At 73.3% G+C, this 25,901-nt stretch carries 18 protein-coding genes; 10 read left to right on the top strand and 8 right to left on the bottom strand.

The annotated features are described in order from the left end of the window. Positions 1–72: 72 nt before the first annotated feature. The 4 genes from ACFVX6_RS22360 to ACFVX6_RS22345 form a co-directional block, all read right to left on the bottom strand. Positions 73–1,338, bottom strand: coding sequence for a GNAT family N-acetyltransferase (locus ACFVX6_RS22360; RefSeq protein WP_389694021.1), 1,266 nt, complete (start codon positions 1,336–1,338; stop codon positions 73–75). A 47-nt stretch (positions 1,339–1,385) separates the two neighbouring features. Continuing rightward, complete coding sequence (locus tag ACFVX6_RS22355; protein ID WP_389694019.1) at positions 1,386–2,507, bottom strand: AMP-binding protein; 1,122 nt, start codon at positions 2,505–2,507, stop codon at positions 1,386–1,388. 83 nt (positions 2,508–2,590) lie between these two features. After that, on the bottom strand, positions 2,591–3,379 hold the full coding sequence (locus tag ACFVX6_RS22350; protein WP_389694017.1) for a thioesterase II family protein: 789 nt from the start codon (positions 3,377–3,379) through the stop codon (positions 2,591–2,593). Then, positions 3,376–5,358, bottom strand: a complete 1,983-nt coding sequence (locus ACFVX6_RS22345) for a non-ribosomal peptide synthetase (RefSeq protein WP_389694015.1) — start codon at positions 5,356–5,358, stop codon at positions 3,376–3,378. Before ACFVX6_RS22345 ends, ACFVX6_RS22350 begins: the two co-directional genes overlap by 4 nt. Positions 5,359–5,491: 133 nt before the next feature. Here ACFVX6_RS22345 and ACFVX6_RS22340 point away from each other — a divergent pair, with 133 nt between their 5' ends. Together ACFVX6_RS22340 and ACFVX6_RS22335 are read left to right on the top strand one after the other, a co-directional pair. Continuing rightward, positions 5,492–6,388 carry a TauD/TfdA dioxygenase family protein gene (locus ACFVX6_RS22340; protein WP_389694013.1) on the top strand — a complete coding sequence of 299 codons (897 nt, stop codon included), beginning with the start codon at positions 5,492–5,494 and terminating at the stop codon, positions 6,386–6,388. Beyond that, positions 6,381–8,426 carry a prolyl oligopeptidase family serine peptidase gene (locus ACFVX6_RS22335; RefSeq protein WP_389694011.1) on the top strand — a complete coding sequence of 682 codons (2,046 nt, stop codon included), beginning with the start codon at positions 6,381–6,383 and terminating at the stop codon, positions 8,424–8,426. The genes ACFVX6_RS22340 and ACFVX6_RS22335 overlap by 8 nt, the downstream gene beginning before the upstream one ends. Positions 8,427–8,511: 85 nt before the next feature. On the opposite strand, the gene ACFVX6_RS22330 is transcribed toward ACFVX6_RS22335, so the two are convergent. Further along, positions 8,512–11,508, bottom strand: a complete 2,997-nt coding sequence (locus tag ACFVX6_RS22330) for a type I polyketide synthase (RefSeq protein WP_389694009.1) — start codon at positions 11,506–11,508, stop codon at positions 8,512–8,514. A 250-nt stretch (positions 11,509–11,758) separates the two neighbouring features. On the opposite strand from ACFVX6_RS22330, the gene ACFVX6_RS22325 reads away from it, so the two are divergent. From ACFVX6_RS22325 to ACFVX6_RS22310, 4 genes are all read left to right on the top strand, one after another. Continuing rightward, positions 11,759–15,157, top strand: a complete 3,399-nt coding sequence (locus tag ACFVX6_RS22325; protein ID WP_389694007.1) for an amino acid adenylation domain-containing protein — start codon at positions 11,759–11,761, stop codon at positions 15,155–15,157. Then, a complete protein-coding gene (locus ACFVX6_RS22320) occupies positions 15,154–16,353 on the top strand; it encodes a cytochrome P450 (RefSeq protein ID WP_389694005.1) in 1,200 nt (399 codons plus the stop codon). The genes ACFVX6_RS22325 and ACFVX6_RS22320 overlap by 4 nt, the downstream gene beginning before the upstream one ends. A gap of 65 nt (positions 16,354–16,418) precedes the next feature. Beyond that, positions 16,419–16,838, top strand: coding sequence for a RidA family protein (locus ACFVX6_RS22315; protein WP_389694003.1), 420 nt, complete (start codon positions 16,419–16,421; stop codon positions 16,836–16,838). Positions 16,839–16,846: 8 nt separating this feature from the next. Then, on the top strand, positions 16,847–17,863 hold the full coding sequence (locus tag ACFVX6_RS22310) for an alpha/beta hydrolase (protein WP_389694001.1): 1,017 nt from the start codon (positions 16,847–16,849) through the stop codon (positions 17,861–17,863). A gap of 119 nt (positions 17,864–17,982) precedes the next feature. Here ACFVX6_RS22310 and ACFVX6_RS22305 read toward each other — a convergent pair whose 3' ends face one another. Continuing rightward, on the bottom strand, positions 17,983–19,203 hold the full coding sequence (locus tag ACFVX6_RS22305) for a helix-turn-helix domain-containing protein (protein ID WP_389693999.1): 1,221 nt from the start codon (positions 19,201–19,203) through the stop codon (positions 17,983–17,985). Between the two features lie 316 nt (positions 19,204–19,519). On the opposite strand from ACFVX6_RS22305, the gene ACFVX6_RS22300 reads away from it, so the two are divergent. Then, positions 19,520–19,708, top strand: coding sequence for a hypothetical protein (locus ACFVX6_RS22300; RefSeq protein ID WP_389693997.1), 189 nt, complete (start codon positions 19,520–19,522; stop codon positions 19,706–19,708). Between the two features lie 166 nt (positions 19,709–19,874). Here the strand turns inward: ACFVX6_RS22300 and ACFVX6_RS22295 are convergent, their stop codons facing one another. Continuing rightward, positions 19,875–21,128: an ATP-grasp domain-containing protein gene (locus tag ACFVX6_RS22295; protein ID WP_389693995.1), complete on the bottom strand. Its 1,254-nt coding sequence runs from the start codon at positions 21,126–21,128 to the stop codon at positions 19,875–19,877. Positions 21,129–21,492: 364 nt separating this feature from the next. Between ACFVX6_RS22295 and ACFVX6_RS22290 the strand changes: the two genes are divergently transcribed. From ACFVX6_RS22290 to ACFVX6_RS22280, 3 genes are all read left to right on the top strand, one after another. Beyond that, complete coding sequence (locus ACFVX6_RS22290) at positions 21,493–22,719, top strand: helix-turn-helix domain-containing protein (RefSeq protein ID WP_389693993.1); 1,227 nt, start codon at positions 21,493–21,495, stop codon at positions 22,717–22,719. Between the two features lie 77 nt (positions 22,720–22,796). Further along, positions 22,797–23,699: a GNAT family N-acetyltransferase gene (locus ACFVX6_RS22285; RefSeq protein WP_389693991.1), complete on the top strand. Its 903-nt coding sequence runs from the start codon at positions 22,797–22,799 to the stop codon at positions 23,697–23,699. A gap of 293 nt (positions 23,700–23,992) precedes the next feature. Further along, on the top strand, positions 23,993–24,901 hold the full coding sequence (locus ACFVX6_RS22280; protein ID WP_389693989.1) for a TauD/TfdA dioxygenase family protein: 909 nt from the start codon (positions 23,993–23,995) through the stop codon (positions 24,899–24,901). Positions 24,902–24,954: 53 nt separating this feature from the next. On the opposite strand, the gene ACFVX6_RS22275 is transcribed toward ACFVX6_RS22280, so the two are convergent. Then, on the bottom strand, positions 24,955–25,899 hold the full coding sequence (locus ACFVX6_RS22275) for a GNAT family N-acetyltransferase (RefSeq protein ID WP_389693987.1): 945 nt from the start codon (positions 25,897–25,899) through the stop codon (positions 24,955–24,957). Positions 25,900–25,901 lie beyond the last annotated feature (2 nt).

Genomic DNA, 25,901 nt, shown 5'->3' with positions numbered 1-25,901 from the left:
GCTCGCATGGCAAGGGCCTGGCCGGTGGGCGCGGGCTTACCGCGTACGGGAGGGCCGGAGGCCGGCGCGCGATCAGTGTTCGGCCGAGTACCACGGCTCGTGGCCGCACCGGAAAGCCGGTGAGCAGCGGGCCAGCGCACCGGGTCGCAGCTCGGTGACGCGGCCGGCGCGGGCGAGTGCGTCCAGCGTCGTACCGCCCAGGTACGCGGCGCCGAGCTCGGCCGCCGTCAGGCTCAGGTCCGCCGGCGCGGTCGTGCGCTCGCAGGAGACGTGCCCGCCGTCGGCGGACAGCCGGAACCGCCCCGTGTTCCACGGACAGAACCGGTCCTCGACTTCGAGGACGACATCCAGCGGCGTTGCGTAGCGGCGCGCCGCGAGCGCCCGGCCGACGTCGACGAGACGCACCCACAGACCGTCCGAGACGGTGGTGCGCAGGGACCGTACGTCGGCCAGCAGGTGCAGCAGCGGCTCACCGGGCGCACCGCGGTAGCGGACCCACGGGTGGACGTCGATGTCGATGAGGTAGCGCCACAGGGCCGCGTACGCCGACCCGGTGGTGGTCACCACCTCGCCGACCTCCACCGCGCTGTGCGGATTCTCGTGGCCGCCTCCGCGCAGCCGGTAGAAGGCATAGCCGCTCACCTCGCCGCCGGGCTCGCTGTGGACGGCGAAGCGCAGGGCCGTCGACCCCTGCCGCGCGTGCTCCTCGTCGTACAGCCGGTCGTTCCAGAAGGGGCCGGGCCGGTCGATGCGGCCCACGGTCAGCCTGCGGGCCGCGTCGTAGAGCTTCTCCAGGACCGGCCGGGCCGTTTCGCGGGGCAGCAGCCGGATGCGGCCCCGGCCGAGGTCCGTACCGGGACGGAAGGCCATCGCCCGGGTGTCGCCCAGGTAATCGGCCTGGTACGAGGCCAGGCCGTAGCCGAAGCGCTCGTAGATCGCCGCCTCGGAGGCGTTCAGGACGGCGATCGGCTCCCGTCCCGCCGCGTGGACGTCGTGCAGTTGCCGGCGCATGAGCGAGGTGAGGATGCCGCGCCGCCGGTGGGTGGGGGCCACGCCCACCCAGACGACGCGGGCGGCGGGAACGATCGCGCCGGGCACCGTCAGCGCCCGCGTGTACAGGGCGGCGCCGCCGACCGGTCGGTCCCCGTCGAACGCGCCGAGGGTGCGGTCGAGTTCGATCGTGGTCCGTTCCACGGCCAGCTGGGACGCCGTCCGGTCCTCGCCGTAGCTGTCGGCGACGGCCAAGGCCCAGGCCTCGAACTCGTCGGCACGGATGGGGCGCAGGGCATGGGGAGGGGCGGGTTCGGGAGGGGTGCGTTCGGGAAGGGCGGAGGGCATGTGGGTCGTACTCCTTCCGGTTCGGCGGCAGTGGATCCGAGGGGCGCCTAGTAGGTGGGCACGGCCCCGGCCCCGGCCCGGGTGCGCGGGGCGGGCCGGGCGAGCCTGCGGACGACCGCGTCCGGGCGGCCGAAACGTCCGCGTGCGTCTGCGTCTGCGTCCGCGTCTGCGTCCGCGTCCACGTCTGTGTCTGCGTCGACCGCCGCGCCGGCCGCGGGAGTGGTGGTGGATCGGGTCACGTCCACGAGCGCCACGGCCCTCCCGAGCAAGGTCTCGTGACGGTTGATCAGAGAAGCCGCTGGCGGTCCGGCAGCCAACGTCACCGTGTCCAGCGTGCGCAGCTGCTGTTGAAGACCCGGACGGACAGCGGCTCCCAGCAGCTCGTCGAAGAGGCCGGACGTGCAGAGGAGTTGGGTCACCCGGTGCCGTTCCACGAGCCGTGCCAGGGCTCCCGGCTCGCGCGTCTGCTCCTCGCTGGCGAGGATCAACCGCCCGCCCGCGGTGAGCGTGGCCCACAGCCCCGCCGCGGCGACCTCGTGGGTGAGGGGCTCTGCCAGCAGAAGGACCGGAGTCCCCGGACACAGCGCACGCCGCGACAGCGTCGCGGCGGACAGCTCGGCATGCGTGACGACCACGCCGCCGGACGCGCCCGCGCCTCGCGGCACGGGAACGGTCACGTACGCGGAACCGTCCGGTGCGCTCACCGGGGTGGCGGCGCCCTCCCGCTCCGGCACCGGCAGGGTGCCGTGCGACTCCACCGCCACGGTGGGCAGCCGCACCGCACCGAGCCCGGCCGGACGGGCCGCGGCGGTGCTCCGTGTCACGACGCAGCGCACCGCCGCGCCGGACAGGGCGGCACGCAGGTCACCGGCCGGCATCGCCGGGTCGAGGGGAACGTAGGCGGCGCCCGCGCGCAGGGCGCCGAGCGCGGCGGCGACCATGGCGGGCGACGGCTCGACGAGCACGCCCACGTGATCGCCGCGGCCCACCTCGGCCGCGGCGAGCCGCCGGGCGATCTGCCCGGCCCACAGGTCGAGTTCACGGTAGGTGACCGCATCGGTTCCGGTGCGCACGGCGGTGCGGGCCGGGACCTTGCGGACGACGGCGGCCACCACGTCGTGCACGGGCGGGTGCGTACGGGCGGGGCCGACCTGGTCGGGCCTGGGCATGTGGACTCCTCCCACTGCTCCGTGATGGATGGGGCGCCATGCGCCACCGGCCACGGCCGGTGGCGCACGGCGCCCGGCGGATGTCAGCCCGCGGTGGCGGGCGCCGGGATCAGGGCCTGCCGGATCAGGGCGTGGGGAGGGGCCGGCACCAGATAGAAGTGGTCGCCGGGCATCTCGTGCTCCCGCAGGCCGCCCCGGGTCAGCTCGGCCCACGGGCGCAGGTCGGCATCCTCGTCGCCGTCCCCGTTGACCGTGGTCACGGGGCACCGCACCGCGAGGTCCGGACGGGGGACGTACGTGCGGAACGCGCGTCCGTCGGCGCGCACATAGGGCAGGACCAGCTCCTGGAACTCCGGGTCGGCGGCCAGCTCGGGATCCGTACCGCCGAGCGTGAGCAGGTGCTCGATGACGGCGGCATCGTCCTCCGCGTCCTGCGCGTCGCCCTCGGCCGGCGGGTACGGCGCGTTGCGCGAGCCCGAAGCGAACAGCCGGACCGGCTCGATGCCCCGGGCCTCCAGGGCCGCGGCGGTCTCCAGCGCGATGGGCGCGCCCATGCTGTGCCCGAACAGGGCCACGGGCCGGTCGGCCAGCTCCGCGACCGCGTCGGCGATGTCGCGGGCGAGCTGCCGCAGGTCGGTCGGCGGCGGCTCGGCGATCCGCTCGGCGCGCCCCGGATAGCACACCGCGTGCACTTCGATGTCGGGCAGAGCCGCGCCCCAGTCGCGGAAGAACGCCGCGGAACCTCCGGCGTGCGGGAAGCAGACGAGGCGGACGCGCGCGTCGGGATCGGGAGCCGCGCACCGCAACAGGCGGGAGGAGGCGGAAGGCGAGCCGGGGGAGGCGGGGGAGTAGGGGGTAGTGGCGGTGGTCATGATGCCTCCTGCTTCTCCGCGGTCCGGCGGCTCGCCCGCAGGGCGCGGGCCCGGCGGGCGGCGTCCTGCCGCGCCCGGGCGTCCCGAGCGCCGTCCGCCGGCTGGTCCGCGCCGTCGCGCAGCAGTGCGGTCTGCGCCGTCACGGTGGTGTGCTGGAACAGCGCGACGAGCGGCGGCCGTTGACCGGTGTGTCGTTCGAGCGCCTCACGGAGCTGGTACATGGCGAGCGAATGTCCGCCGAGGTCGAAGAAGTTGACGTCGGCGGGCACGTGCGTGGTCTTGAGCACCTCGGCCCAGGCCGCGGACACCTGTGCGGTCAGATCGCCGCCGGTGGCCGGGGGCGCCGGGGCGACCGCGACCGCCGCCGGCTGTACGGCGGCCCGCAGGCTCAGTGCGGCCCGGTCCGTCTTGCCGTTGACCGTGCGCGGGAACCGGTCGAGCACCACGATGCGCCCGGGCACCATGGCGCCCGGCAGTCGCGTGGCCAACTGCTGCTTGAGGCACGCCGGGTCCGCCCCAGGGTCCGCTGCTTCGGCGGCGAGGACGAAGCCCACCAACGCGCTGCCCGTGCCGTCCATGACGACAGCCGCTTCCCGGATCCCCGGGAATTCACACAACTGCGCCTCGACTGCGCCCAGTTCCACACGGTGGCCACGGATCTTCACCTGGTGGTCGCGCCGTCCGAGGAACGACAGCGTGCCGTCCGCCCGTTGGCGTACGAGGTCCCCCGTGCGATACATGCGCGCGGTGGGGGAGTCGGTGAACGGGTCCGGGGTGAAGGCCTGCGCGGTGGCCTCCGGCCTGCCGTGGTATCCGCGCGCCACGCCCGCACCGCCGATGTACAGCTCGCCCTCGCCGCCCGGGGGCACCGGGCGGAGCGCCTCGTCGAGTACGTACAGCCGGGCTCCCGGAACCGGTCGGCCGATCGTGACCGGCCCGGGGGCCTCGAAGCGGTGGTAACTGGCCCAGACGGTCGCCTCGGTGGGCCCGTACTCGTTGACCAGCACGGTCCCGCTCGTGCGCTGGGCGAAGTGCCGGGCAACCAGTTCGGGCGGCAGCGGTTCGCCCGCCACGATCACGGTCTCCAGTGAGCGCAGCCGCTCGCCGCCCAGTCGGCGGGCGGCGTCGAGGAGCACGCCGTAGAGGGAGGGCACGCACAGCAGGTGGGTGACCTCGTGCCGCTCGACCAGCTCGACCAGGAGCTCGGGGTCCCGTACCTCGTCGGGGGAGGCCACGATCAGGCATCCGCCTGCCGTGAGCGTCCCCCACAGCCCTGCCACGGAGGAGTCGAAGGCCAGGGGCGAAACGAGGAGGAAGACGGGCTCGCCGGGATAGACGAGGCGGCGGGCCGCGGTGGAAGCGGCCAGCTGGCCGTGTTCGACGACGACTCCTTTCGGCTCGCCGGTGCTGCCGGAGGTGTAGATGAGGTACGCGGGATCGTCGTCGCCCACCGAGGCGGCGGGCGGCTCCTGGGCGCCGCCCGCCGCACCCTCAGACCCGACCTCGGCCCCGTTCTCCGCGGTCTTCCCGGGCTCCGCGGAGAGCACCGGTACGCCGATACCTGCCAGGCGGTCGCCTCCCGCGCCGGTGACCACGACCGCGCTCACCCCGGCGTCGGTGAGGACGCCGGTGATGCGCCGGTCGGGATGCGAGGGGTCCACGGGCACGTAGGCGGCGCCGCGACGCACGATGCCGAGGACCGCCGCGACCATGGCGGTGGACGGCTCGGCGAGCACCCCGACGCGGTCGCCGAGCCCCACGCCCCCGGCGGCGAGCCCGGCGGCTATCCGGCCGGCCCATGCGTCGAGTTCGCCGTAGCTGATGCTGCTCGCGCCGCTGCGCACGGCCGTGCGGGAGGGGACGGTCCGCGCGAACCGGCCCACGAGTTCATGGACCGGGGGTGGCGCTTCACCCCCTGCCGGAGGTGGGGGTGCCGTGGGCACGGCGGCCGACGTCTCGTACCGCGTCAGCGGTGCCATGGTGACTCCTTCGCTGGTCCGTGGAGCTGCATGGCAATTGATATTGCCAGAGGTGTCACGAAGGTGGCAATGTTTTGTCAAACCAGGATGGTCGGGATCCCGGCCCAGGCAACTTCACGGAAGGGCAACAGCCATGACGGAGACTCTTCTCCCTCAGACCGGCGTGACCGTCACGCCACTGACCACGAACGCCGGCGCCGAGATCGGCGGCGTGGACGCGAGCGGCCCGCTCGACGACACGACCGTCGCCGCGATCCGCGCGGCGCTCCTCAAGCACAAGGTGATCTTCCTGCGCGACCAGGACCTCGACTACACGGCCCAGGCGGCCTTCGCGCAGCGCTTCGGCACCCTGACCCTCGGACACCCCATCTACGAAGCGCCCGAAGGCCGCCCGAACCTGCGGGAGATGGACTCCAAGCAGGGGACCCGGGCCAACCACTGGCACACCGACCTCACCTTCATCGAGCGCCCCCCGGCCTTCGCGTTCCTGCACAGCAAGGTGATCCCCCCGGTGGGCGGCGACACCGTCTGGGCCAACGCCGCGACCGCGTACCGGAGCATGCCGCCGGAACTGCGCGACTTCGCCGACCGGCTGCGGATCGTGCACAGCAACGACTGCGACTTCACCGACGACACCGTCATCGAGCGCGGGCACTACATCTCGACCGCCTTCGAAGCCGAACACCCCGCGGTGCGCGTACACCCCGAGACCGGCGAACGGTCCCTGCTGCTCGGCGGATTCGCCCGCCGGGTCGTGGGCTACGGCCCCGAAGCCTCTCGCGACATCATCCGGATGCTGCAGGGCTACCTGACCCGGCCCGAGCACAACGTCCGCTGGCAGTGGAGGGTCGGCGACATCGCCATCTGGGACAACCAGTCCACGGCGCACTACGCCATCTACGACTACGGCAACCAGTACCGGCGCGGGGAGCGGCTCACCGTCGTCGCACCCGTCCCCGTGGGGGTCGACGGCCGCCCGAGCGAGGCGCTGCGCGGCGACACCACCTCGTACAGCGCGGGCCGTGACTGACCCCCGGGGTTCCGGGCCCGCGCCGGTGCCCGGACGGACGACACGGACCGCGCCGTACGGCAGTTGGGACTCCCCGGTCACCGCCGCCGTCGCCGCGGCGGGCGAGGCGCGCATCGAATGGGCCGCCCTGGTGGGCCCGGAGGTGTGGTGGACCGAGCTGCGCCCCGGAGATTCCGGCCGCAGCGTACTCGTGCGCCGTACCCCCGAGGGCGCCGTCGAAGAGGTGCTCGGCCCCGACTGGGACGTGCGCACCCGGGTCATCGAGTACGGCGGCCGGCCCTGGCTCCCGCTCGGTGACGGCCCGGAGGCGGGCTGCGTCTTCACCCACTGGGCCGACCAGCGGGTGTACCGGACGCGGCCCGGCATCGCTCCGGAGCCGATCAGCCCGATGCCCGCGGTGCCTCAAGGCGCCCGCTACTGCGACTTCACCCGTGTCGGCGACGAGGTGTGGTGCCTGCGCGAGGAGGAGATCGGAGACCACCCGGCCGATGTGCGCAGGGAGTTGGTCGCCCTGCCGCTGGACGGGTCGGCCGGCGGGGACCCGGAGGCCGTACGGGTGCTCGCCGCGAGCCACCACTTCATGACCGGCCCCAAGCCGTCACCGGACGGCACGCAGGTGTGCTGGCTCGGCTGGGACCATCCGGACATGCCGTGGGACGGGACGACCGTGATGTGCGCCCCGACGGGCCCGGACCGGGTGTTCGGCGAGGCCGTGGCCGTGGCCGGCGGACCGGGCCTCTCGGTGAGCCAGGCCGAATGGGATCCGGACCGGCCCGGCGTGCTGTACCTGCTGAGCGACCGGGACGGCTGGTGGAACCTCTACGAGCTCGACCCGGGCGGCGCGAGCCGCGCCCTGTGTCCCCGCGAGGAGGAGTTCGGCGACGCCCTGTGGCGCATCGGGGCCCAGTGGTTCTTCCCCATCGGCGGCGGACGGATCCTCGTCGCCCACGGCACGGGCGGCCGCCGACTCGCGGTGCTGGAACCGGACGGCACGCTGCGGGACCTCGACGGCGCGGAGCAGTACACCGAGTGGGCGGTGCTGGCCGCCGACGGCCGCGGACTCGTGGCGAGCGCCGCGGGTCCGCGCCGGCCGCGCACCCTGCTCCTGATCGATCCGGACGCCGACGGGCCGGTGGCCGGGGCAGAGGTGCTGCGCGCTCCCGACACGGCGTACGCGGACCACCTCCCGCCGGGCTACCACGCCGTCTTCCGCGGGGAGGACGGCGAGGAGGTGCACGCCTACGTGTACCCGCCGTACCACCCCGGCCACACCGCACCGGAAGGCGAGCTTCCGCCGTACCTGGTGCAGGCGCACGGCGGACCGACCACCCGCAGCCACTTGGTGGCCGACCTGTGCGTCGCCTACTTCACCAGCCGCGGGATCGGCGTGGTCGACGTGCAGTACGGCGGCTCCACCGGCTTCGGCCGGCGCTACCGCGACCGGCTGCGCGGCCAGTGGGGCGTGGTCGACGTGCGCGACTGCGCGACCGCCGCCCGAGGACTGGTGGCCCAGGGCCTGGCCGATCCCCACCGCCTCGGCATCAGGGGCGGCAGCGCCGGCGGCTGGACGGCGGCGGCGTCCCTCGCCACCGAACCCGATCTGTACGGCGCCGCCGGCATCTACTACCCGCTCCTCGATCCGGAGAGCTGGAGCGACGGCGGCACGCACGACTTCGAGTCCCGCTACCTGGAGAGCCTGGTCGGCCCCTGGCCGCAGGCCGCGGCACGCTACGCCCAGGTGTCCCCGCTGCGCGGCGCCCACCGCATCCGGGCGCCGTTCGTGCTCCTCCAGGGGCTCGACGACCCCATCTGCCTGCCGTCCCTGGCCGAAGCCTTCCTGGAGCGGATCGAGGACAGCGGGGTTCCGCACGCCTACCTCACCTTCCCGGGTGAACAGCACGGCTTCCGCCGGGCGGACACGGTCATCGCCTGTCTGCACGCCGAACTCTCCGTCTACGCACAGGTCTTCGGCTTCGAGGCACCCGGCCTGCCCCGGACCGAGCTGACGGCCGCCCTCGTCGCGGAGCGGGCGGCCTAGGTCGAACCGACCCGGCCGCACCGAACGCAGCCGCCCCCGGACACCCGTCCGGGGGCGGCTGCCGTTCCGCGCCGTGGCGCGCGGCTCAGCCGGCCGCGGCGGCAGGCTCCGGTACGGGCTCCAGGAGGCCGCGCACGAGCTCGATCTGCCCGCTCAGGGTCCTGCCGAGCAGCAGGCCGCGGATCGGCACCTTGACGCCCAGCTCGGTGTGCAGCTTGCGGGCGAGGCGGGTGACGAGCAGGGAGTCGCCGCCGAGCAGGAAGAAGTCCGCCTCGTCGGTGAGTTCCCCATGACCGAGCAGCTCGTGCCAGAGCCGGGGCAGGAGCAGGGCCGGGTCGGCGGGCGGGACCGCGCCCCCGACGGGGACCGGTTCCGGTCCGGCCGCCGCACCTGCCTCGGTCTGCCCGGGGGCGGGGGCGGGAACGCCGACAGAGGCCCGGTCGGCGCCGGCCGGCCGCGCGGTCGCCTCCGGTGCGATGCGACGCGGACCGGCACAGGGATAGCCGGGCAGCCGGATCGGTTCGCCCGTGGCGCACAGGGCGTCGAGCGCGACCGGCTGGCCCAGGGTCCACAGGGTGCCCAGCGCCGTCAGCACCTCCCGGGCAGTGCCCGGTGTGCCGCCACCGGCGGTGAGGGGTACCGCGGTGAGGTCCGCGGCGTCCGCCATGGCGGACAGCGCCCGGCCCGGCCCGACCTCCAGGACGACCGCCCCGGGCAGGTGGGTGGCGAGCGCGTCGAGGGCCTGGGCGAACCGCACGGTGCCGCGGGCCCGTTCGGCGAAGCCGTACGGGTCGACGCCCTCGCCCGGGAGCACGAGCCGGCCGCACGTGGTGGCCCACGGCAGCGCGGGGGCCCGTACGGCGATCCGCGACAGCTCCTCGCCGAGCGGCGCCACGGCCGGTTCGATCAGCGCGGAGTGGAAGGCGTGGCTGGTACGCAGCCGCCGCGCATGGACCCGACCCGCCAGCCAGGACTCGAAGGCCGCGACGGCCTCGTGGGCACCCGCGACCACGCTGGCCGCCGGCGAGTTGAACGCGGCCGGTTCCACGGCCAGGCCCGACGCGCCGATCAGCGCACGGGTCTCGCTCTCGCCGCAGCCCAGGGCCAGCATGGCGCCGGGGGCGCAGTCCTGCATCAACCGGCCGCGCAGGGCCACCAGACGGGCCGCGTCGGCCGGGTCGAGCACCCCTGCCACGCAGGCCGCGGTGATCTCGCCCAGGCTGTGCCCGACCACGGCGGCGGGTACCACGCCGAGCCCGCGCAGGGCCGTAGCGGCGGCGTACTCGACGGCGAAGAGGGCGGGTTGGGCCAGGCGCGTCCGTGCCAGCTCGGCTTCGGGGAAGTCCGGGTCGTACAGGGCGCTGCCCAGGACGCGCGCGAGCTCCGGCTCGAAGGAGGCGAGGCAGTCCGCGAGGGCCGCCGGGAAACCGGGCAGGGCCTCGGCGAACGGCAGGGCCATTCCGGGCCTTTGGCTTCCCTGCCCGGGGAACGCCAGGACGAGCGGCGCGGGCCCGCTCGCGGGACGGCTGCCGCGCACCACGCCGGCGCCACGGGCGAGGCGTTCGGCGACCTCCGCCGGGGTGCGGCCCGTCACCGCGAGCCGCTCGCCGAGTGCGGCCCGACCGGTGGCGAGCGTGCGGGCGACGTCCGCCGTACGCGGCGCGTGCGCCGTCAGATGGCGGCCGAGCCGTTCGGCGGAGCGGTCCAGGGCCGCACCGTCCGCCGCGGACAGCACGATCAGGTGCTCCGCGGGCGGTGTGCCCTCCTCCTCCGGCCGGGTGCCGCGAACGGGCGGGGCCTCGACGAGGACGTGCACATTGGTGCCGCCGACGCCGAAGGAGCTGACCCCGGCCCGGCGGGGCTCGGGGCCCGTCCACGGGGCGGCCGACGTCGGGACGCGGAGGGGCGAACCGTCGCTCTCCAGCAGCGGGTTGAGCCGGGTGAATCCGGCCAGGGGCGGCACGGTGCCGTCCCGGACCACGAGCAGGGCCTTGATCAGGCCGGCGAGCCCCGCCGCGTTGTCGAGGTGGCCGGTGTTCGCCTTGAGGGCCCCCACCGCGATCTGACCGGGACGCGCGCCGGCCTCGCGGAACGCGGCGGAGGCCGCGGACCACTCGATGGGGTCGCCGATGGCGGTGCCCGTGCCGTGCGTTTCCAGGTACCCGATGCTCGCGCCGTCCACGTCGGCCGCGTCCAGCGCGGCCCGGATCGCGGCCTGCTGGCCGCCGGCGGACGGGGCGTAGTAACCGGCCTTCGCCGCACCGTCGTTGTTGACCCCGGTGCCGAGGACCACCCCGTAGGGCTCGGGGCCCTCGGCGAGCGCGTCGTCGAGGCGGCGCAGCACGACGCAGCCCACGCCGGACCCGGCCACCACCCCGTCCGCGCCCTCGTCGAAGGGCCGGCAGCGGCCGGAGGCCGAGTGGATGCCGCCGGACACGCGCAGGTGGCCGGCCTGGGGGTAGGCCATGCCCGACGCGACCACCAGCGCCTGGTCGCACTCGCCGTTCAACAGGGCCTGGACGGCCAGGTGGAGGGCGACCAGCGAGGAGGAGCAGGCCGTCTGCACGGCGAGCGCGGGCCCGGTCAGGTTCAGCTTGTAGGCGATGAGGCTCGCCAGGAAGTCCGGTGCAGCGCCGTGCAGGGCGTCCTCGATCGTCAGCTCGTCCAACAGACCGCCCGCGATCATGCGGTGGAGATAGCCGCTGGCGCTCGCGGACGCGTACACGCCGGTCCTCGTACGGGAGCCCAGCGGATCCACGGCGGCGTCCTCGAGCGCGGTCCACGCGCACTCCAGCATCAGCCGCAGCTGGGGGTCCATCATCTCCGCCTCGCGCGGACTGATCCGGAACAGGGCGTTCTCGAACCGGTCGGCATCGTCGAGATGGCCGTGCACGGGCACGAAGTCCGGATCGTCCACGAGATGTTCGGGCACGCCGGCGGTGACGAGCCGCTGCCTGTCGTACCGCGTGGTCAGTACCCGGCCCGCCTTGAGGGCCTCCCACCATCCGGCCAGGTCCGACGAGCCGGGGAACCGGCCGGAGACGCCGGTCACGGCGATGTCGAGGGAACGGTCGCGCGCCATGTCCTCACCTTTGCTCGATCAAGGAGCGCTCTCCCGGGCGGGAGGGCGGCGGGCCGGTCGGCGCCTTGGAGAGACGATCGGAAACCGGCCCGCCCCATGAGGTTGCCAGAACGGGCAATTTGATGGCAACGTCATTGACAATATGGCAGCGGTGGAGGGCGGCGCGCTGTGGTCGGTCAGACCGTGGCCGTCGCCCCGTAGTTGTCGGAGCTGACGGCAACCCACGGCAACCCGAGGGGAGAGATCGAGCATGCGACCAGATACGCAGTGGACCGAGGGTCCCCCGAACTCCGCGCCCGGCGGCGGACTGCACGAGGCGTTCGCCCGCCGGGCCCGCGCCCGTCCCGGTGCCACCGCCCTCGTCGAGGGCGAGCGCGTGACCACCTACGCGGAACTGGACGCAACCTCGGACGCCTGGGCCGCACGGCTGGCCGGCGGCGGTGTCGGCCGCGGCGACATCGTCCCGATCCTGCTGCCCCGGAGCACCGAACTGGTCACCGCGCTCCTCGCGGTGCTCAAGACGGGTGCCGCGTACTGTCTGCTGCCGCCGGACTGGCCCGACCGGCGCCTCGCGGACGTGCTCGGGCAGCTGAACCCGCCCCTGCTGATCGCCCCCGCCGGCCGGAAGGCACCACCCCGGGAAACGGCACCCCGGGAAACGGCACCCCGGGAAACGGCACCCCGGGAAACGGCACCCCGGGAAACGGCACCCCGGGAAACGGCACCCGGGGAGACGGCACCCGGTGAGGCACCCCCCGCCGAGGCACCCCCCGGTCAGGCCCCCGCCGCGTCCACCACCCCCGTATGGTCGCCGCCCGCCGGGGGCGGCCCCGCGGAGCCCGCCCCCGCCCCCGCCCCCGGCTTCCTTCCCGTCCCGGTCGACGCGGCCGACCCCTGCTGCGTCTTCTTCACCTCGGGAACGACCGGCCGCCCCAAGGGAGTCCTCACCCCGCACCGCGCGACCGCGCGCCTCTTCCAGCAGAACAGCTTCGCCCGGTTCGGCGCCGACACGGTGATGCCCCTGGCCGCCGCGACTCCGTGGGACGCCTTCTCGCTCGAACTCTGGGGGGCCTTGCTGGGAGGCGGAACCTCCCTGATCGTGACGGACCCCTACCTGTCCTCGGCAGGGCTCGCCGACGCCGTCTCCCGGCACGGCGCGGACACCGTCTGGCTCACCAGCAGCCTCTTCAACATGATCGTGGACGAGGCCCCGGACAGCTTCCGCGGACTGCGACAGGTGGCCGTCGGCGGCGAGCGCCTCTCGCCCGGCCATGTCCGCCGCTTCCTGCGCCGCCACCCCGCCGTCCTGCTCCTCAACGGCTACGGGCCGGTGGAGAGCACCGTCTTCGCCACCACCCACCGCATCACCGAAGCCGACTGCGACGCACCCGGCGGCATCCCCCTCGGCCGACCGGTCCCCGGCACCCAGGTGTGGGTGCTCGACGGCAGTCGGCCGTGCGAGGTGGGGGAGACCGGCGAGATCTGCCTCGCCGGCGACGGCCTCGCCCTGGAGTACCTGGGCGATCCCGAGCTCACCGCCGCCAGGTTCGACCACGTGCGCCTCGACGGCCGGGACGTGCGCGTGTACCGCACCGGCGACCTCGGTCACCGGGACCACGACGGCCTGCTCCGCTACGCCGGCCGGGCCGACCGGCAGCTGAAGATCCGCGGCCATCGCGTCGAACCCGCCGAAGTGGAACGCCAGGTGGAGCAGCTGCTCCCCGCCGTACGCCACTGCCGGGTCCTCGCCCGAGGCGACTTTGCCGACGGCACCCTCGAACTCGTCGCGTTCTGCGTGCCCGTGCGCCCCGGCGACCCGCTGGACGGTGCCCGGAGCGCACTGGACCGGTCCCTCGTCTCCTATCAGCGGCCCGCCGCGGTCGTGTCCGTGGACGCCCTGCCGGTGACCGCCCGCGGCAAGCTGGACGAACGGGCACTCCTGGCCCTGGTGCCGCAGCCCGAGCCCCACACCCCCCGTCGGCCGGCCGCGGACGGCGTCCGCCCCGGCGCCGTTCAGGACCCGTCGGTACGCGCCGTCGCCGAGGCCTTCGCCGCCGTGCTCGGCCGTGACACGATCGGCCTCGACGTGCCGTTCGTCCACCTCGGCGGCACCTCGCTCGGTGCCGGACGGGTGTGTGCCCGGATCGCCGCCCGGCTCGGCCGGCCCGTGCCGCTCTCGTGGCTGTACGAGCACCCCACCGTCACCGGCCTCGCCGCACGACTCGCCGACGAGGCCCCGCCACCCCCGCCGCCCGCGCCGCCGGTCGAGGACACCGCCCCGGCGGACGTGCCGCCGACCCCCCTGCAACTGGTCCAGCTGACCCGTCAACTGCTCGACCCCGAGGACCGCACCGGCCACTGCCTGCTCACCTGGGTCGTCGAAGGAGACCTCGACCTCGTCGCTCTGGAATCCGCCGTGGCCGCCGTCCACCGGCGACACGAGGCCCTGCGTGCCGCGTACGTGCTCGACCCCCGCCCGGCGGTACGCCCCACGGACATCCCCGCGCAGCCCCTCGACGTCCTGGACCCGGCGGACGGCGTGGACGGGGCGCTGGACGCCGTGCGCACCCACCTTGCCGAGGAGCTCTTCCCGGACCTCGCAGATGTATGGCGCACCGCCGTCGTCCCCGTCCGCGGCGCGGCCGGGCGTACCGCGGTCTTCGGCTGCGTCGTGCACCACGTCGCCTTCGACGGCTGGTCGGAACGGATCCTCGCCGACGACCTCGCCACCGCGTATCGGGCCAGGCAGCGCCCCTTCCACCGCTGGTCGCAGCAGGTGTTGGCCACCGACCTGGGCACCGGTCACCAGCCCGGCCTCACCGCGCCGGCGGCAGCGCTCGGGCCCCGGCCGTCGCTCGCGACGATCCACCGCCTGCGGCTCGCCCGGCAGCGACAGGCCCGCCCCGAAGAGCAGCTCGCCCGGCTGCGCGAGGAGCTCGCGGGCCTGCCTCCCCTGCGCTGGCCCACGGGGCCCACGGCGCCCACGGCGCCGGCCGGGCCCACCCCGCGCGAGCGGGCGGCGCCCGGCCGGATCGAAGTGGAGCTGCCCGCCGCGGTGCTCGCCCGCATCGATGCCGCCGCCGCGGAGGCCGGCGTCACCCGGTTCGTCGTCCTGTTCCACCAGTGGGCCGCGAGCCTCGCCGAGGTGACCGGACAGCGGGACTTCGCCGTGGGCGTCCCCCTCGCCCAACGTGCCGGAGCCGAACTGGAGCACGTCATCGGCTGCCACATCACCATGCTCTGCCTGCGGATGCGCGGCGCCGCACTGGACGACACGGCAGCCGCCCTCGCGCACACCGGCCGGATCGTGGCGCGGGCCTTCACCACCCAGGACGTGCCGTTCCCGGAAGCGGTGTCCCTCGTCGACCCGCCCGGCGACGGCCGCCCGCCCCTCTACCAGACCCTCTTCGCCTGCCAGGACAACGCGGAGCCGCTGCTCGACCTCCCGGGCGCCCGCACCACGTTCGTACGCGGGCCGTACCTCGATCTGCCCCTCGAACTGCACGCCGAACTGTGGCCCGCACAGGACCGCGGGCTGCGCCTGGACGTCGCCTTCCGGCCGGACGCCGTGGCCGGGAGCACCGCCCGCGACCTCACCAAGCTCTTCACGGAACGCGTGCACACCATCGCCGCAGGAGCCCCCTCATGACCCCCACCGTCCTGTCGCCCGCCCCGCTCGCCGACCCCGCCCTGCTCACCGACCCCGAACTGCACGCCACCGGCGACCCGCACGCGCTGTGGGCGTGGATGCGCACCCACGCCCCCGTCCACCGGCAGCCCGCCACCGACCTGCCCGCCTTCTGGTCCCTGACCCGTCACGAGGACGTCCGCGAGGTCTACCGGGACGCCGCCACCTTCAGCTCGCGGTACGGCGTCCTGTTGCGCCGGGCCGCACTCGGCGACGACCCGGGCGGCGGCCTGACCCTCGCCCTGACGGACGCACCCCGGCACAAGCAGCTGCGCTCCCTGATGGCGGACTGGTTCAACACCCGTGCCGTACGGGGTCTCGAAGGCCACATCCGGGCGGCCACCCGCACCGTGCTCGGGCGGGCCCTGGAGCAGGGGACGTGCGACGTCGTCCACGACATCGCGGGCCGGCTGTCCCTCTCGGTCATCTGCCACATCCTCGGCGTGCCCGAACGGGACCACGAGGCCCTGTACCGGTGGACCAACGAGGCCTTCGAGGCCCACACCTCGCTGGTCGCCCACCCCCGGATCGTGGAGTACTTCGAGGAACTGCTGCTCCAGCGCATGGAACGGCCCACCGACGACCTGATCAGCGCCCTGGTCAACGGCACCGTCGACGGCGAGCTCCTGACCGAGGAGGAGGTCGTCCTCAACTGCGAGAACCTGATCGGCGCCACCGAGAACGGACGCCTCGCGCTCATCGGCGGCGTACAGGCCTTCCTGGAGCACCCGGACCAGTGGCAGAGCCTCTCGGAGGACCGCGGACTGATGCCCGGGGCGATCGAGGAGGTCCTGCGCTGGACCTCCAGCGCCACGCACAGCATGCGCGTCGCCACCCGGCCGTACGAGATCCGCGGACGGCAACTGGACGCGGGGGACCGCGTGGTGCTGTGGCTGCCCTCCGCCAACCGGGACGAGGAGGTCTTCGCGGACCCGTACCGGTTCGACATCACCCGCAGCCCCAACCGGCACATCGCCCTCGCCGCGGGCGAACACTTCTGCATCGGCTCGACCCTCGCCCGGGCCGAGATGCGCGTCCTGTTCACCGAACTGCTCGACGGCGTGCGCCACATCGAACAGGCCGGCCCGGTGCGACGCCTGCACTCCATCCACGTCAACGGCGCCGAGAGCCTCCCCGTGCGCCTCACCGCCGCATGACGTTGCCCGCCCCGTTCACGGCAACCGCCCACCGCAACCGCAACCGCACAGAGGAGTCGCCCACCATGGCGGACACCATCACGACAGCAGGACTCAGCCATGTCTCCGACCCGCCCGGGGTCGCCCCCAGCTCCGGCTACACCCACGTGGTGACGGGAACGGGACGCCTGGCCGCGATAGCCGGCCAGATGCCCTTCGACGCCTCCGGCCGGTTCGTCGGGGCGGGGGACCCCACCGCGCAGGCGCGGCAGGTCTTCCGGAACATGGAGGGTTGCCTCACCGCCGTCGGCGCCACCTTCGCCGACGTCATGAAGCTCACCTACTACGTCACCGACATCGCGCACGTGCCGCTGATCCTCGCCGTCCGCGACGAGTTCATCGACACCGGTCGGCCACCGGCCAGCACGGTCGTCCAGGTGGTCGCCCTGTACCGCCCCGACCTGCTGATGGAGATCGACGCGTTCGCCCTGCTGAGCGCCGAGTGAGGAGCCCCGTGACCGCGTACTCCGCGTACTCCGCGCATCGCCGAGAGCAGGGCACGCAGGCCCCGCCGCCCCCCTTCGACTCCGAACTGGCCGGCCCGCTGGACAAGATCCTCGCCGACCTGCCGATGCCGCTGACCCCCGCACTCGTCCCCGACCGGCGCCGCCGCTCCCTGGCCGGCCGTCTGACCGACGAGCAGATCCGGCGCGGCGGGACCTTCGACGTCGAAGAACGGACCGTGCCCGGCCCGGCCGGCGCTCCGCCGGTCACCCTGACGATCTGCCGCCCCACGGCGGCCACCGGGGCGGTCCCCGTCGTCTACCACACGCACGGCGGCGGCATGGTGGCCGGCAGCCACCGCAGCACCGAACTGGCCGGAGAACTCGACCGCGCCCGGGAACTGAACCTGGCGGTGGTGTCCGTTGCGTACCGCCTGGCCCCGGAGCACCCCGACCCCGCACCCGTGGAGGACTGCTACGCCGGCCTGTCCTGGCTCGCCGAGCACGCCGCGGACGAGGGCTTCGACCCGCAGCGGATCGTACTCAGCGGCAACAGCGCCGGCGGCGCGCTCGCCGCGGGCCTCGCCCTCCTGACCAGGGACCGGTCGGGACCGCGGCCGGCGGGCCAGCTGCTGCAGTTCCCCATGCTCGACGACCGCTGCGACACCTTCTCCGCAGGGCAGATGGAGCAGGTCGGCCTGTGGGACGGACTGTCCAACCAGGCCGGCTGGCAGGCCCTGCTGGGCGACCGGCGCGCCACTCCGGACGTCTCCTCCTACGCAGCTCCGGCCCGCGCCGCCGACGTGGCGGGCCTGGCGCCCGCCTTCATCGAGGTCGGCTCGGTGGAGGCCCTGCGCGACGACGCCCTCGCGTACGCCGCCCGCATCTGGGAAGCCGGCGGAGAGGCCGAACTCCACGTGTGGTCGGGGGCGTTCCACAGCTTCGACGAGTGGGTGCCGGACGCGGTCGTCTCCCGGGCGGCCCACCAGGCGCGGGTGGCCTGGCTGCGGCGGATCCTGGACCGCTGAGCACCGGCACGACCAAAGCCCAACGGCTCCCCGCGCGGTCCTGATCCGCGGGGAGCCGTAGGGCTTCGGTGCCTCGGTGCCTCGGTGCTTCCGTGGCTCGGGGATTGGTCCGGCCGGTCTCAGCCCGTCCGTTCCGGCTTCTCCAGGGCCTCGGCCAGGATCCGCCAGATCTCCGCGGCGAGGTCCAGGTTCGCGTCCCGGTGTGCCTCTTCGCCGAGCTTCTTGAGCTGGGCCAGGCCCTGCTCCCGGTGCCCCTCCTCGACGAGCAGCAGGCTCTCCAGCGTCCGCAGCCGGACCCGGTCGCGGTAGCTCAAGGCGAGGCGGTCGGTTTCCAGCCGGTCCAGGGCGGCCCGGGCGTCCGCGAGACGGCCGTCCTCGAAGGCGAGGCGCGCCTGCAGCGTGAGCAGCTCCTGCTGCTGCAGGGGCGTGCCGACGAGGGAGAGGGCCTTCTCCGCCTCCTCGAGGCAGCGGCGCGCCTCCTCCGTCAGTGCCGGCCGGGCGTGGACGTACAGGGAGGCTGCGGCCAGCCGCAGCCGGGCCCACAGGACCGGATCGACGCGGCTGTCCAGCGAGTCCATGGCCTGCCGGAGGAAGCCGCGGGCCTCGTCGTCGTCGCCCTGGCGGGACCGGACGGTGGCTGCCGACCAGAGGGCCTCGGCCCGTAGCGCGTCCGAACGGTCCGCCACCATGGCGACCAGCTCGTCCACGTGGGCACGGGCGTCGGGCAGCCGGCCGGCCTCGGCCTCGACCGATACCAGCGTCAGCAGCGCCTTGCCGGTGTCCGAGACGGCCAGGCCGGACTCCTTCGCCACCTGATGCGCGGAGACGGCGAGTGCGAGTGCTTCCGGGACCTGGCCGGCCGAGCGCAGACAGCGGGCCAGCTCGGTCCTCGACCGGCACTGCAGGGCCGGCAGTTCGAGCCCGTCCGCGATCCTGGTGGCCTCCTCCAGGGCGGCCCGCTCCTCCGCGCGTTCCCCGCGGCGGTGTCGGAACCGGGCGATCAGCCACAGGGCCTGCCAGCGCAGCAGAGGGTCCTCGTTGCGGGATGCGGCCAGTTCGGCGGCAAGGGCTTCGGCGCCGTCGTCGCCGTCCGTGGAGGCCGCGACGCTCACCGCCTCGCTGAGGGAGCCGCTGCTGTGCGGGGCGAAGAACGCCGAGCGGTCGACTCCCAGCCGCTGCGCGAGGTAGCCGATGACGCGCTCGGTGGGCTGCCGGGCACCGGACTCCAGCCGTGACAGGTAGCCCGTGGAGATCTCCTCGCCGGCCAAGGCCGCCTGGGAGAGTCCGTGCTTCTGCCGCAACGCCTTGAGGCGGACGCCGAAGGACGTCTCGAGTGGCATGTCGCCCCCACATTCAGTGCTCAGGATCCAGTGCTCAGATGCGCATTGTCCCCGTGTAGGCACACAGTTTGACTTATGTGCCTTCATCCTAACCCATTGTGACCAAGCGCGATATGCGACAGAGGTCACTGACTCACAGGGCCTTGTCACTATTGCCAAATCGATTGGCAACTTTGGGAAACATCCTTGTCAAAGGTTAGCCAGGGGTCCTAGATTGGCGTGCATCAGCCGGGCACCGAGTGCCTGTTTCAGCTGGTAAGTCAGTTCTGCAGCGTCCCTCCCGGATTCCCGTCTGAATCGTCTGTATGGAGTAGTCATGCGCATGCACTTCGCCGCCACCGCCACCGCCCTCGTCGTATCGGCCCTGGCCCTGGGTGCCGCCCTGTTCGGCCCGAGCGACATCGAATGGCCGGTCGCGCCCTCCCGGACGTCCGTCGTCGCGCTCTTCCCGGCCGACGCCTCCGGTCAGGTCGTGGCCGGCACGGACGAGATCGAGTGGCCGTAGGCGGGGTGGTCCCGGTTCGGGAAAGCCGACGGTCGGCACCCTCTCGCGAGGTGTGCCGACCGTCGGCTTTCGTCATGCACCGCCAGGAACCGTGCTGCCACGAACCGTGCTGCCACGTGCTGTTCCGCCGCGAACGGTGTCGCCGCGCAAGGGCGCGGGCCGCGCGTCAGTCCTTTCCGACCGCGCCCGCGGCCGTCCGTACGGGGCCTGCCGCGCTATCGGCGACCTCGATCCGGAACCGCCGGCCGATGTCCGCGACCCGTTCGCGCACCTGGACCTCGGTGGCCGCCCGCAGCAGTACGACACCCGCGTAGACGGAAGAGTCGACCGGGCCGTCCAGCCTGTCGCCGACCTTCGTCCCGACCTTCGCGTACACCGCGCCGGGGGCGGCGAGCAGCTCCTGTGCGGCGGTGACCGCGGTGACCGTGCCCACCGGCCGCGGGAGCATGTACTGGATCATGTGGTCGGTGCGCGGCAGCGTGTCGGTGTACACCGGCTCGCTCAGGGAGGTGGACAGGAAGGTGTTCCACAGGTCCACGCCGTACTGGTGCTTCACCTGGTCGGCGATCCCGCCGCCGCCCGGCCGGCAGGCCACCTCGCCGACCAGATGGCCGTGCGGGGTCTTGAAGACCTCCAGATGGGTCACCCCGTCGGTCAGCCCGAGCGCGGCGACGACCCGCTCGTGCAGCGCGGCGACGGCCAGGGTGTCCGGGTGCTCGTCGGGCAGCGTGTACGAGCCGATGACGCCGCCCACGCTGCGCAGCACGGGCTCGAAGTAGCGGGACACCGGAGCGAAGCGGACCCGGCCGTCCCGTACGACGCCGTCGCAGTGGAACTCGGCCTCGATGTCCACCAGTTCCTCGGCCATCAGCGGGTACGGCGCGGTCCGGATCCGCTCCGTGGAATCGTCGTGGGCCAGGAGCCGCAGGTGGTCGGCGTCGTGCACCGGCAGCACGTACTCGGAGCCGCCGCCGCACGACCGCTTCACCACGAGCGGCCAGCCGATCTCCTCCGCGGCGGCCTGCGCATCGGCGAAGCGGTCGATGAGGCGGAACCGGGCCACCGGCAGCCCCGCCGCCGAAAGCCGTTGCTTCATCACGTACTTGTTGGAGAAGGCGTTGGCGACCTCGTAGCCGGACCCGGGGAGCCCGAAGTAGGAGCGGATGTACCCGCCGGCCTGGACGCTCCACTCCGACGGGGACACCACGTACCGGAACGGATTGCGTTCCCGTATGCGCAGCGCCGCCAGCCGTACCTGGGTCAGGTCCTCGATGGTGTCCACCACCTCGACGTCCGCGCCGTCGGCGTAGTAGCCCGCGTACTCGGGCATCGTGATGACCGAAAGGCGTATGTCGTCCCGGCTTTGGAGCATCCGGGCGGCGATCTCACGACTGGAGTTGATCAGCAGTACGTTCTTCATCGCGCGCGACCTCTCGCTGTGATGGAGTGCGGCCCCGATGACGGAGCGACGGGTCCCGCATGTTGCCATATATTTCCAAGAGCTGGCAATATCGAGAGTCTTGCTGGCCCATGCGACCTTGACGGTCGGCATCGTGTGATAGACAGAGCGTGTGCGGCCGATCGCTGCGTGACGTCAGCTTGCCCAACGGGGCGGGGTTTTTGAGCCATTCGACCAGTGGCTCGGTAAGTGTCGATGCGCAACGGGCAAAGCCCGGCGTAGGGTTACCCAATATTGACAGTCTTGCCTACAACGGGCATAATGCCCATCCCTCCTGAGGGTTGAGGCTCTCGCAGAGCGTCAGCCCACGCCTTCCGAGGTGCAGATGCTGGAACAGCCTCATTTCGGGCAACGCCTCCGCGCGCTCCGTGTGGGCCGCGGACTGTCCCAGGCGGCGCTTGCCGGAGACGCGATGTCCACCGGGTACTTGTCGCGTCTGGAGTCCGGCGCCCGACCGCCGACCGCCAAGAGCGTGGACTATCTGGCCGAGCGGCTCGATGTCCCCGTGTCCGCCTTTGCGCGCGAGAAGGGCCCCGTGCTGGGTCAAGTCCTCGCCGCCGTCACCTCGGTGGCCGACGACGGGCTGGACGAGGTTCTGGCCGACCCCCTCGCCGAGGCCCTGCGGGCCGATGGCGGGCAGGATCCCGCCCTGCGCTGGCAGGCGCTGTGGCTGCTCGCCCGAATGCGGGGCAGGCAGGGAAGGTGCGCGGAGGAGTATCAGCTCACCGCCGAACTGCACCGGCTAGCAGACGAGTTGGGCGTGGTGGAGCTGCGCGTCCGCGCGTACACCCAGCACTCCCGCTGCGCGCGTTCCATCGGGCGGATCGCCGAGGCGTGCGAGTACGCCGCCGGCGCCGTGGCTGCCGCCGCGGGTCTGACGCTGACCGACCGGGCCGGCGCCCTGCACGCCCTGGTGTCCGCGGAGGCCGAGGCGGGCAGGCTGGCCGAGGCCGAGGCGCACGCCCGGGAGCTGTGCGCACTCACCGGGCCCGTCGGAGGCTCCACCCACACCAGGGCCTTGTGGGCCGCGGCGACCGTCGGGATCCGCCGGGGTGCGTACCGGGAGGCCGGCAACCTGCTGGAACGTGCGCTGGAGGGCCTGGACAGTCATGAGGACCCGGGGCTCTGGCTGCGGCTGAGGCTCGCAGCGGCGTCGCTGCTGCTGCAGATCGTCCCGCCGCAGACGGCCAAGGCCCGAGCCGCCCTGGAGCAGATAGGCCCGGCGCTGGAGCTCGTGGGAACCGAAGTGCGCCGCCAGGAGGCGTTGTTGCTGCACGCCCAGCTCGCCTGCGCCGAGGGCGATCTGGCCCGGGCGCGCGAACTGTGTGATCAGGCCGAGGCGTTGGAACTGCGGCTGTCCTTCCGCGACCGGATCCGGCTCCAGGCGCTGAGCGGAAGGCTGGACGTGCTGGCCGGCCGGACGACCCAGGGGATCCAGTGCCTGAGCGACCTCGCGCGGCAGGCCGTCGAGGCGCACAACGTCGAACTCGCGGCGGAGACGTGGCGCACCCTCGCGGAAGCCCTGGCAGAGTCGCGCGAGGGGCAGGGCTGACCGGATTCGCCATCCGGACATGGGTATTCACGGACAGGAACCAGGAGGTCGGCCGCGTTGGCCGGTAGCGTATGACAATGAAATCAGTGCAGGTCAGGCCGGCGCGAGAGGAAGACCTCCCGTCGGCGGAGCGAGCCTCGGCGGTGCTGTTCTTCGAGGCCGACCAGAGCAGCAGAAGGGTCAGCGAACCGGAGATCCAACCCCGTTCGGAATCCGGATCCAAGCAGTGGATCGAACGGATGCGGTTCTATCTGGAGGCCGATCCCGCGGGCTGCTGGGTCGCGGTCGACGAGGACGGGGGCGATGGCGACGGCGGCGATGTCGTCGGGTTCGCCATGTCCCAGAACCGCGGTCGCGTGTGGTACCTCGCCACCTACGGGGTGCTGACCCGGTATCAGGGTCATGGCATCGGCCGGAGGCTGATGGACGCGGCGCTGGCGCACGCAGACGGCCGACCGGGGCTGTTCTCCTCTTCGGTCCACCCGGGGGCGACCCGCCGCTACCGCGAGGCGGGCTTCCTGCTCTACCCGCAGATGCGCATGGTCGGCACGGTCGACCGGTCCACGCTTCCCGCGCTCGGCGGGCTCAGGGAGGGCCGGCCCGAGGACCTCGAATGGATGGACCGGCTGGACGAGGAGATCCGCGGGGCCGGCCACGGCCCCGACCACGCCTACATGCTCGACCGCCTCAGGCTCGTCGTGTCCGAGGACCTGCGCCGGCCGGGATACGCGTACATCGACGACGAGGAGAACCGGGCCGTGCTCCTCGCCGCGGCGGAGCCGCTGACCGCTCAGAACCTGCTGTGGGAGGCCCTCGCCGCGTCCCGGGGCGACACGCTCGTCAACTGCATCACCACCGCCAACCACTGGGCCGTCGACGTCGGTCTGGCGGCGCGGCTGGACATCGGCCAGGAGGGCTATCTCGCGCTCCGGGACATGGCCGAACCCGCTCCCTATCTGGCCAGCGGCCACTTCCTCTGACGTTCGGGCCGAAACGGCCGACGAGCCCCCCGGCAGCGCGCGTGACCGACTGTGGTCACGCGCGCTGCTGCGTTCCGGGCGGGGTTCCGACCCTCCTGCGACCTGCCGCTTGCCCAGTGTTGCCAGAAGTGGCAAATGGTGGCAACATTGATGGTGCTACGAGGTGCAACCGGCGACGATCCCTGAGCACGACGTGCGGGAGGATCCGCCTCACCGGCGGGACTTCCCGGCCGCGACGCGCACGGTTCGCGCCCCCACACAGCCCAGAAAGGTCCAAACGCATGACGGACGTCATGACTGCCGACAGTGGTATCGGGGTCGGGGTGAAGCAGCTCGCGGGAAACATCGGTGCCGAAATCACCGGCGTGGACGCCGCGCGCCCGCTGAGTGACTCGGTGGCCGCGGAACTCAGGGAGGCACTTCTCACCCACAAGGTGATCTTCCTGCGCGGCCAGCAGCTCGACTACGACCAACTCGTCGTCTTCGGCCGCAGCTTCGGCGACCTCACGCTCGGCCACCCGATCTACGGAGGCCCGGAAGGGCGTCCGCTGCTGCGCGAGATGGATTCCAAGGGCGAGGGCACGCGCGCCAACCACTGGCACGCCGACTTCACCTACATGGAGAACCCGCCCGCCGTCGCCATCCTGCACAACACGGTCTGCCCGCCGGTCGGCGGCGACACCATATGGGCCAACACGGCCGCCGCCTACCGGGAGTTGTCCGAGGGGCTGCGTACGCTCGCGGACGGAATGCGGGTCGTCCACTCCAACGACTCCGACTTCACCGACGCCACCTACACCGGCGACTCGCGGAGCAGCTACCTGAAGAACGTCTTCAGCGCCGAGCACCCGGCCGTACGGGTCCACCCGGAGACCGGTGAACGCTCCCTCTTCGTCGGTGGGTTCGCGCGCAGCGTCACCGGACTCGGCCCGCAGGCCGGTCGCGACCTGCTCCGGGTCCTGGTGGAGCACGCCACCAAGCCCGAGTTCACCGTGCGCTGGAAGTGGCAGGTCGGTGACCTCGTCCTGTGGGACAACCGGTCGACGCTGCACTACGCAGTCCACGACTACGGCGACCAGCACCGCCGCGGCGAGCGGGTCACGGTCGCCGGCACCACCACGGTCGGGGTCGACGGCAGGCCCGGCATCGTCCTGCGCGGCAACGCCGAGGCGTTCACCGCCGGGGGCGGCTCGACCATGTGACGGAGGCGATGCGGCGGCAAGGGCCCGAGGCCGTTGCCGCCGCATCGTGCTGTCTACGGGGCCACGGCGCGGGCGGACATCCCCGCGGGCGGGCCGTGGTCGACGCCCGCGAGGAACGGGGCGGCGTAGGCCCGCAGGCCGGTGGGGGCGTCGGTGACGAGCCGGGCGCGCAGGGAGCGGTCGCCCGGGGTGTCCGAGGCGTAGCCCAGGATCAGGCACGGATCGCACAGCCGGTCCAGGTTCAGGACCAGGTCGGCCTCGTCGAGGCCGTCCGGGTCGTGGAAGTCCTGGGACGGCACGCAGCGGAACCCCATGCGCACCTTGAAGCGGAACAGGCCCGCCTTGGTCAGGTGGCCGTACAGATTGGGCTCGTCGCCCAGCGTCGCCCAGCGGTAGCCCTTCTCCCGGGCGGTGCGCATCGCGGCGAAGTAGAGGGTGCGGGCGAGGGAGTCCCGGCGCCACTCCTCGGTCACCGCCGAGAACCGGATGCGCACCGCGTCCTGGTCCGGGCATTCGAGGGCGACACAGCCGCCGACCAGTTCGCCGTCCTGCAGGGCGAGGACGGCGAAGTACTTCTCGCGTCCGTCGAGCAGCCGCTCCCGCTGCAGGACGGCGATCGGGATGCCGTACGTCATCGCGTCGACGCGCTGCCGGTAGAGCGTCAGGAACCGGTCCACCACGTCCGGCCCGACCGGGTCGTGGACCTCCAGGGTCAGGGCCCGCTCCGCCCGGGCGCGGGCCCGCCGGATGTCCTGTCGCGCCTTGGTCTCCAGCCGGGAGAGGAACTCGTCCTCGCCGGGGCCCAGTTCCGCCGTCCACGACAAGAAGGCCGGCTTCCGGATGAAGCCGGCCGCGGCGAGTTCGTCGTACGCCTCGGCCGGTGGCGCGGTGGCGCGCACCACGTCGATGTGCCGGTGGGCGCCGAACCAGGGGCGGCCCGCCAGCTCTTCGGGGGAGACGTGGGCGACGGACAGTCCGTGGTGATCGACGATGTCCATGT

The organism is Streptomyces sp. NPDC058289 (assembly GCF_042880975.1).
In the GTDB taxonomy this organism is placed as follows: Bacteria; Actinomycetota; Actinomycetes; order Streptomycetales; family Streptomycetaceae; genus Streptomyces; species Streptomyces stoeckheimensis.
This window is presented reverse-complemented; position numbering and strand designations above follow the sequence as displayed.